General features: G+C 34.4%; 9 protein-coding genes, 1 tRNA gene and 1 other RNA gene. 6 read left to right on the top strand and 5 right to left on the bottom strand.

What is annotated here, in order from left to right; genetic code table 11:
- Together E1I69_RS23470 and E1I69_RS23465 are read left to right on the top strand one after the other, a co-directional pair.
- Positions 1-660 (top strand): sigma-70 family RNA polymerase sigma factor (locus E1I69_RS23470; RefSeq protein ID WP_347561869.1); only part of this gene is annotated, 660 nt, incomplete at its 5' end.
- Complete coding sequence (locus E1I69_RS23465) at positions 653-1,963, top strand: DUF4179 domain-containing protein (protein WP_136381921.1); 1,311 nt, start codon at positions 653-655, stop codon at positions 1,961-1,963. The genes E1I69_RS23470 and E1I69_RS23465, both read left to right, overlap by 8 nt.
- A 35-nt stretch (positions 1,964-1,998) precedes the next feature.
- On the opposite strand, the gene E1I69_RS23460 is transcribed toward E1I69_RS23465, so the two are convergent.
- Positions 1,999-3,006, bottom strand: coding sequence for a DUF3231 family protein (locus E1I69_RS23460; RefSeq protein WP_136381920.1), 1,008 nt, complete (start codon positions 3,004-3,006; stop codon positions 1,999-2,001).
- Between the two features lie 237 nt (positions 3,007-3,243).
- On the opposite strand from E1I69_RS23460, the gene ssrS reads away from it, so the two are divergent.
- From ssrS to E1I69_RS23445, 3 genes are all read left to right on the top strand, one after another.
- Positions 3,244-3,438: non-coding RNA, 6S RNA (gene ssrS / locus E1I69_RS23455), on the top strand.
- Between the two features lie 114 nt (positions 3,439-3,552).
- Positions 3,553-3,626 (top strand) — tRNA-Arg (locus E1I69_RS23450).
- 365 nt (positions 3,627-3,991) lie between these two features.
- Positions 3,992-4,366, top strand: a complete 375-nt coding sequence (locus E1I69_RS23445) for a hypothetical protein (RefSeq protein WP_136381919.1) — start codon at positions 3,992-3,994, stop codon at positions 4,364-4,366.
- A 230-nt stretch (positions 4,367-4,596) separates the two neighbouring features.
- On the opposite strand, the gene E1I69_RS23440 is transcribed toward E1I69_RS23445, so the two are convergent.
- A complete protein-coding gene (locus tag E1I69_RS23440) occupies positions 4,597-4,815 on the bottom strand; it encodes a transcriptional regulator (protein ID WP_136381918.1) in 219 nt (72 codons plus the stop codon).
- Between the two features lie 100 nt (positions 4,816-4,915).
- Between E1I69_RS23440 and E1I69_RS24635 the strand changes: the two genes are divergently transcribed.
- Positions 4,916-5,182, top strand: a complete 267-nt coding sequence (locus E1I69_RS24635) for a hypothetical protein (RefSeq protein WP_136381917.1) — start codon at positions 4,916-4,918, stop codon at positions 5,180-5,182.
- Positions 5,183-5,321: 139 nt separating this feature from the next.
- Here E1I69_RS24635 and E1I69_RS23430 read toward each other — a convergent pair whose 3' ends face one another.
- From E1I69_RS23430 to E1I69_RS24585, 3 genes are all read right to left on the bottom strand, one after another.
- On the bottom strand, positions 5,322-6,065 hold the full coding sequence (locus tag E1I69_RS23430) for a DNA-directed RNA polymerase (RefSeq protein ID WP_136381916.1): 744 nt from the start codon (positions 6,063-6,065) through the stop codon (positions 5,322-5,324).
- A gap of 179 nt (positions 6,066-6,244) precedes the next feature.
- A complete protein-coding gene (locus E1I69_RS23425) occupies positions 6,245-7,204 on the bottom strand; it encodes a hypothetical protein (protein WP_136381915.1) in 960 nt (319 codons plus the stop codon).
- 8 nt (positions 7,205-7,212) lie between these two features.
- On the bottom strand, positions 7,213-7,703 hold a 491-nt coding region (locus E1I69_RS24585), incomplete at its 5' end, for a hypothetical protein (protein ID WP_161974970.1).

The raw sequence follows: 7,703 nt of genomic DNA, 5'->3' as shown, positions 1-7,703 counted from the left end.
AGCGTACCCATGTATTGGAATAGTTTCACATATTATGAAGACTTTGTTAGTAATCGTGTCGAAAAATATTTTTTTGACACCCCATCAACGGATCAAACCGTTGATAAATCAACATTTATAGAGGGAGGAAGAGTTTTGAATATCAGTAAACTGGTTGCAAAAGCAAAAAAGGGAAATAACCGGGCATTTCAGGAATTAATGGATACCGAAAAAACGAAGCTTTATAAAATGGCCTATTTGTATATGAAAAATGAGGACGATGCACTTGAGGTGTTCCAGGAAGCAGTTTATAAGGCGCTCACCTCGATTAAGGGTTTAAAAAATGATACATATTTTTCAACCTGGATTACTCGAATTTTGATTAATACTGCGATTGATCAGCTTCGCAGGAAAAAAAGAGTGATTCCTATGGAATGGGATTTCCTTGAAAGCAAAGCTCCTTCGTACACAGATAAGGAAGCAGACTCTGACTTATTAAACGCCATAAAAGGATTAGATGAGAAATATAAAACCGTTTTAGTTTTACGCTTTTACAGGGACTACACAATCAAGCAAATCGCTGAATTTCTTGACTGTCCAGAAGGAACCGTGAAAACAAATATACACCGCGGGATTGCCCTTTTACGAGATCAATTAAAGGAGGTTATTGTGAATGAGTAAACATTACCCGGAGTTCAATAAAGAACTTGAAAACATTCATGTGCCCGTTGAGAAGCTTGATCGCATTATTCAACAAACCATTAACGATAATCGAAAACAGAAATCGAGACGTAAAAAGGTTGTCCATACAACCATCGGGTCAGTTGCTGCCGCCTTTATCCTGTTTTTAGGATCGGCAACTTTTTCACCGACATTAGCCAAGGTTGCGTCCGAAATTCCATTAGTCGGAACTTTTTTCAATGAGTCCAATGATGAAGGGCTACAAATCGCAGGAAAAAGTGGGCTTACTCAAGTCGTTAACCAAACAGCCAAAGATAATGGTGTAACGCTAACAATGAATGAAATTTTTTATGATGGTACTCGTTTAACCTTTGGTTTGACTCATGAGTCTCTTATTGCGATTGGCAATATTGAGCGACCAAACATTTGGGTAAATGGAGAAGAGATTAATTTTAGCACAGGTAGCTCTGGAAAATATATCACTCCATCCAAGTATGAAGTGGTCATGAATATTACGCCCACGGAGGAATTACCGGAAGAGTTCGATATGAAGGTAATCATTGATGCTGTGGGGCTAATGCCGGGAAAATGGGAATTTGAATTTCCGGTGAAACAATCAAATGAAGTGACGGTTATTCGACCAAATACAACAAACGTCATTAATAATGCGGACGTGACAATTGAGTCAGTTAAGCTTGGTCCGGCCGGAACAGATTTAGCCATTCAAATAAAATCGGATCCGAACAATACAAAAATGGACCCTTATATGGATTTACATTTTGCAATGATTGATGACCAAGGAAGTGTGCATCGAATACTTACAGGCAGCGCTTATGGAGATACTATCAACGGAGTCGAAGTGGCAAGCCATCGTTATCTCTATTCACCCATTAAATATGGTGTAAAAAGCCTAACGATTCTACCTTACAAGATTCCTATAGGTATGGGAGCTGTTGATGATGTATCTGTTTCATTAAATGAAACACTCCCATTAACTCTCGACCAAGGCGAGGTAGGAAAAATAACAGTGACAGATGTTGAGTTTCTTGATGATAAAACAGTGGTATATTTTGAATTGGATAGTGAGTTCCCATTTGACGATAACTTAACGATGAATCGAACATGGTTAGAATCGAAGGATGGCAAGGATTTATCGTTCCAAGACAATCCTTTTGCAAAACGAATTAAAGGGAATCTTTTCATGCAGGAATTTGAAGCAACAAAGACTAAAGACGTCAAATTTAAGGCTACTAAAATTCCTAAGCCAATTATGTTTGATCCTTTTGAAATTACATTACCTTAAACGAAAAAGTCAGGCCTTCGCGCCTGACTTTTTTACTATTCATTATCCGCAAGTGCTTTTCTGTCAACAGCATGTGGCGGTTTTTCAAACCATCCCTCATCAATCATGAGATTAGCGCCGTCTTCTACATAACGCCCAATATCCAAGATGAATTTACTAAACATTAGCCCAATATCTCGTCTGCCGTTTAGTGACATTGCATTTGCATAGGATCGTATCTTCATCGAGAACATATCAATTTTATGGAACGTCATTAACTTATCCGAGAATGGTGGAATCGTTGATGCCTCAACTAAATCATCAAGTAATGGATGCCCCGGGAGATTTTCTTCTTGAAGCTTTGCCATACAATCCTTAATATGGTCCATTGTAATCTCCTTACCACGGAGCATAAATTCCTTCACCTTTTTATGATTTGCCACCTGGCTGAATCCCATCAATAGTCCTTTACTGGCCACATTGTTTTCTAAATTATCTTGGAGGTGAGCAATTTCTAAAGCTTGCAAGGGCCTTATATCACCAAAGAATCCAGCTAAATAGGTTTGTTTTTCTACAAAACTTACTTCTTTCGGGATTGGAATTACCGGTGGTTTCGTTAAAAAGCCCTTTTTTTCTAACGTTACATTTAACTCAACTAAAAAGTCGATCGTTTCCAGATTGAATTTGATTACCGTATCCCTTACGTCTGGTCGTATCATCATTGGTATCGCTGTGGAGTAAAGACTTAGCCCTGCTTTCGCCGTATACTTTAAATAATGAAGATAAAATTCATCAGCGAACAACCTTGGGGCATCCATGTTTACGTCTTTTTTGACATCAAATCCAATTGGAATTGGAAAATTTTCTTTATTATAAATCTTCGTAATGTCTTCAATGATTTTTTGACTGATGCTTTTTGCTTTTTTTAAGATTTCCATAATGTCAGGATCCTGGCAATGTTTTTGAAAATAGGTTAACACGCAAATGGCCATTGTGTTCCCCATATAAACTGCCCAAAGCTTTCCCATTTCCGCTGAAGTAAGTTGTTCGTTGTTGGGTTTCATTTCCTATCTCCTCATAACTTTTTTATCTAGTATTTTGCAAGATGAGCGGATGTATTCAATAAAGATAGGTTTTCGAAATATTTTTCGACAAAAATTCTTCGTATCATCTCGAATGATTCCTGTTTCATCAAGGTTTGAGGAAGTACACAATTTTATCTAAAAATTCAAGTGACAAAGTTCAACAAACTGGATGATTTTTACATTTGATTTCCTCGATTCAATCATGTAGTATACATATACAAGCTACATTGTACGTAATCATAATAAAGTTTAACCTTTGAGCTGAAATAGGGAGTTTAACATTGAAACTGGAATGGCAGGTCTTCGTCCATGGCGACATGAAGGACATACAGGAACGTTTCTGCAAACACCCACTTTGAGGAGTGGTGGTTTTAAACTTTCTTAGGGTATTACGGCAATTGTGGCTTTTCCAATTACATGCTAATCCATTTTCCAATCGGGGGATGGATTTTTTATTTGGCATTCAAATGTCTTGACCGTTGATGCTAATTAATTCTATAATTATTTTCTGTAGAATATTTTTATGTCCCAGTAGCTCAGTAGGATAGAGCGACAGCCTCCTAAGCTGTAGGTCGTTGGTTCGATTCCAATCTGGGACGCTAAGAAGATTGACCATGAAACCTTTATAAACAAAGGGTTTTGTGGTCTTTTTTATGTATTGGAATAATCTTTGTTGGATAGGTAAAATAGGATGTTGGTGGCGGATTGGTGGCGGATTTGATTTTTTGCGGTTTTAGACGGCATTTCCAATCTGTTTTAGTACATTTTAAATTCATGATTTTTTTATTTTTGTTTACCTTTAGGGGGTTATTTTTAATCCTCTCGAACTGTAAACTTTGTGAGGAAATAAATAAAAACATAGTACACCTTTCATCAAATTAATATGCCAACTACACTTTTAATCCCCAAAAAATATCCGATATATTATTTGTAATTATAATTTTGCGTGAAGGTGACTTGTAAGATGAAAAAATGGTTATCCAGTGGACAGATGATTGATCAATTGAGACCGGGAGAAATTGCAATAGATAATAACGGATTTAAAGTTGCTTATGATTCTAAGGGAGTATTAAGACTTTATCAATCCGAAGAGAAAATTAATGATCGTGGAAACAAATATTATATATCAAAAGAGGATAACAACTGTAAATGGTTTATCCTCAGAAATCAAAACGTTTCATTTGATGAGGTTGTCGAGGCATTAAATAACGGAAAAAATGCAAGCTTAGTGTTAAAGGATAATAGAGAAATAATTTTTAATAAATTTAATTTATTAACTAAAGTTCAAGGTTTAAAGGTGAGTGAAGTTTCTGAAGGTAAATGGTATATCCAAAAATAAGCAATCCTTATCTATGGATTAATTAATCTCGGGTTCTCTTTGGTATTGCCTTTTTTCGAGGTTAGAGAAGTTTATTTTCAAGGTAGTGCAATAAATTTTTTACCATTTTACTATAGACCCCCCTTTTAATAATTCTAAAAAGCAGTATGGTTATTCTTGAGATATCCACTGTTTTTATATATGCTTTTCTCTATGCTACTCCGAAAAAGAACGGCTTACTTTTAGGCAGATTATACTTTTTTTAATATTCTAAGCGTTCTGGGAGAGCGCGGTTCAAAGTCTATATATCCTCTGTCTTTCAATTTATCGAGGTATCCTTTAACTGTACTTGGTGATGCCAGGCTTAGTATTGAACATAGTTCCCTAACTGTTGGTGCATAATCGTGTTCATCAATAAATGATGCGATTGTATCCAATACTCGTTTTTGTTTTATTGTTAGCTTATGCATTTATATCCTCCCGCCTCTCCTTTACAATATTATAGCGAACATATATTCTATAATCAGCATAAATAAGAACGTACGTTTGTGAAAAGGAGAGTAATAAAAAATGAAAGTTAACATTGATGTGTTTCTCAATATTGAAGGTTATCATACTAGGAGTGGCGGTGCCTTTAATGTACACCCGAAAGAATATAAGGATAATCCTGAACTTGCTGTTGCAATCGTAGCTTATCAGTACATTATGGGCATTATCGAGGAAACTGGATATAGAGAAACGATTATTGATAAGGTCCTGTATGAGGGGAATAAGGATATAACCGATTTGACCAAGCAGATAAGGAGAGTCCCTCCAAAAGATGATTTGCCGTTTTGAGTTACTAGTAAAGTTTTGCATCTGAAATTGTAAAGCGCCTCTCCAATAGGATAAGCGCTAAATTTGATATTAATCTATGTTAATAGAATACCATTTCTAAAAACAAATGCTCTGCCATACTTCTACAAAGAGTCTGCCATTACTTTATAGTTCTATTTATGTATGTCAGTAATATAATACCCGGCCTTGAAAATTTGTGGTATTCATCAACATCATTATTGTCTATATCTACACTTTCGTTGTCTACATCAACTGATGCAGATATATCAGTTTCGAATTCTCTAAACATTATTTGAGACGAAACACATTTTTCTACAGTTAACACAACGCTCGAGTTATTTATGTTTTTCTCTTTACAATATCTAATCAGATTGGGTAAATACAATCTCTTTCTATTATTTTCTTGCATATATTCATATATAAATTTTACGTTTTCTAAATCATTATTAAAGAATGTTGTTAGTGCATTAATACATACTAATTTTTCATGTTCTAATGGGCCTTCTGTAGATATAACCGAATGTAAAATGCTGCCCATAATTAAGCTGGCTTTACTTGAATTGGTTAACATCACTTTTGTGAAAGTATCTGCAATAAACTCTGCTTTATCCTCGTCAGTAACATAATTTACTAGTTTATTAATCTGATTATCCAATGGTTCTTCATTTTCGTTAAAGCCTTCCAAGAATTTTTGAAACTTCCTGTTTACAATTAAATGATTAGTTCCTTTGACAAACTGTGCTATTTTCGAGAGCTCACTAAATACTTGAACATACTCATTATTTAAAATCTGATCTTTCAATTCTAAATACCTTTTAAAATGTTCAAGTGCTGAATCTATGATTTCATTTGATTTCTTCAACATAATCTCTTTATTATCCATAATTACCCCTCCTATAAATTTATTGTTTATAATTCTTCAATTTTTTCATTATTCCTTCCTCCAAACACTCATCTTATATAAAGTTGAATAGATAACTATATTATCGACTCTCTTCCTAGTAAATAAAAAGAGGAGCTGCATTCGCAACTACTCCCTGTTCTTCAGTCATTATGTACTATCTACTCTTCATCTTCTTCTAACATAAGTCTAATAGCCTGTAATTTTTCCTCAACACGGTCTTGGATTTCAGAACCAATGCCCGCAATAAAATTTAACTGGTGGTCTGCCCCCCATGTTTCATCTGCCAAGTGATTGTTATAAGCTCTTTTAACATTCGGAAAAATTTCTAATACAAACAACATCAATAAACAAGCCTTTTTCTTAATCGGGTCATGCTCAAATATGTACCTACCGATATGACTCTGTTCATTAAATTTAAAAGTACCACTGAGGGTTAACTCAACCTCAAGATTCTCATCTTGATACTTAAAATCAGGTGTTAAAGACTTTAGACTTTCATTGTTAAAGAGGAATGCAAGCGTAACCAATATCCTAGAAATTCGATTACCTCTACCCCACATATTATTAACTTCGTCTCTTGTATTACCACTGAAACCAGTTAAAGCGTCTACAAAAGTATTAGAACCCGGATACAATTCTCTATTTGTATGGTTCATGTGTCTTTGAAATACCCAATAAAAAAAATCTTCTGTTAAATCTAAATTATCAGCTACAATTTCGTTATTGTTTGTACAATTATTTGCTGCCCTTAAGGCTGTTAGAGTGTTAGGCCCACTCCCCCTAAGTGCAATAAAATTTACACTTCCCATATATTCAAAAACAAAAAATGTTACATCGGTAAGCTTGATTCTTTTGTCTCTTAAAGGATTGTTCCTTTCAATAGAGTAAACCTTTTCTCTCCTATAATTAACTTGCGCAAATCTAATGTTGTTTTCCTCATCATTGTCTAGGAAAAATTCAAAATCATCCTCTTGAATAACTTCAATACTAAATTCGAGGGTTTCACCATTATATGGATCGATTTCGGTAACTCTCCAATTAGTATATGATTCGTAAATCTCCATTGTTTGTTCAAAACTGCTATCAACGTTTAAATTCCATACCGAAAAACTCTCCAATTAGTTATTCACCCTTCTATTATTTTTATTTTAAAGCCCTTTATTTTACTCCTTATAAAAAGTGAACTAATTCTTGGTGTGGTATTAATTTTGACTTGTATATTACCTACATAGTTATTTATTTTTCTTGGTATTACTTTAAGTGGGACTATAAATGTTTCCAAGTCTCTTATATTTTCATTGAATAGATAGCTTGTATTAATTTTTAATTCATTTTTTTCTTGTTGATGGTCAAATGCTGCTGGGTCTAAGTGATGTATACTATCTAATTCCAAAGTTAGCCATTTAGGATAGTCAATAACTATCTCGCTTGATGTGTTATTTATTGATTTTTCTCGTCTAACACTAATGGTGCACTTCAAAGCTAACAATTGCTCAGCTTCAGCAAAATCCAAAACTATTGATTCTTGATGTTTTCTATCAGTTATTTTAATATCATACTCTATAGAAGGTTTGAAAGTAGTCTTTATTAATTCATAGCTGTCTCTTATACACATCT

The sequence above is a fragment of the Bacillus timonensis genome (assembly GCF_004799755.1).
In the GTDB taxonomy this organism is placed as follows: Bacteria; Bacillota; Bacilli; order Bacillales; family Bacillaceae_L; genus Ferdinandcohnia; species Ferdinandcohnia timonensis_A.
Note: the sequence above shows the minus strand (reverse complement) of the source record. Positions and strands in the feature narration are given on the sequence as shown.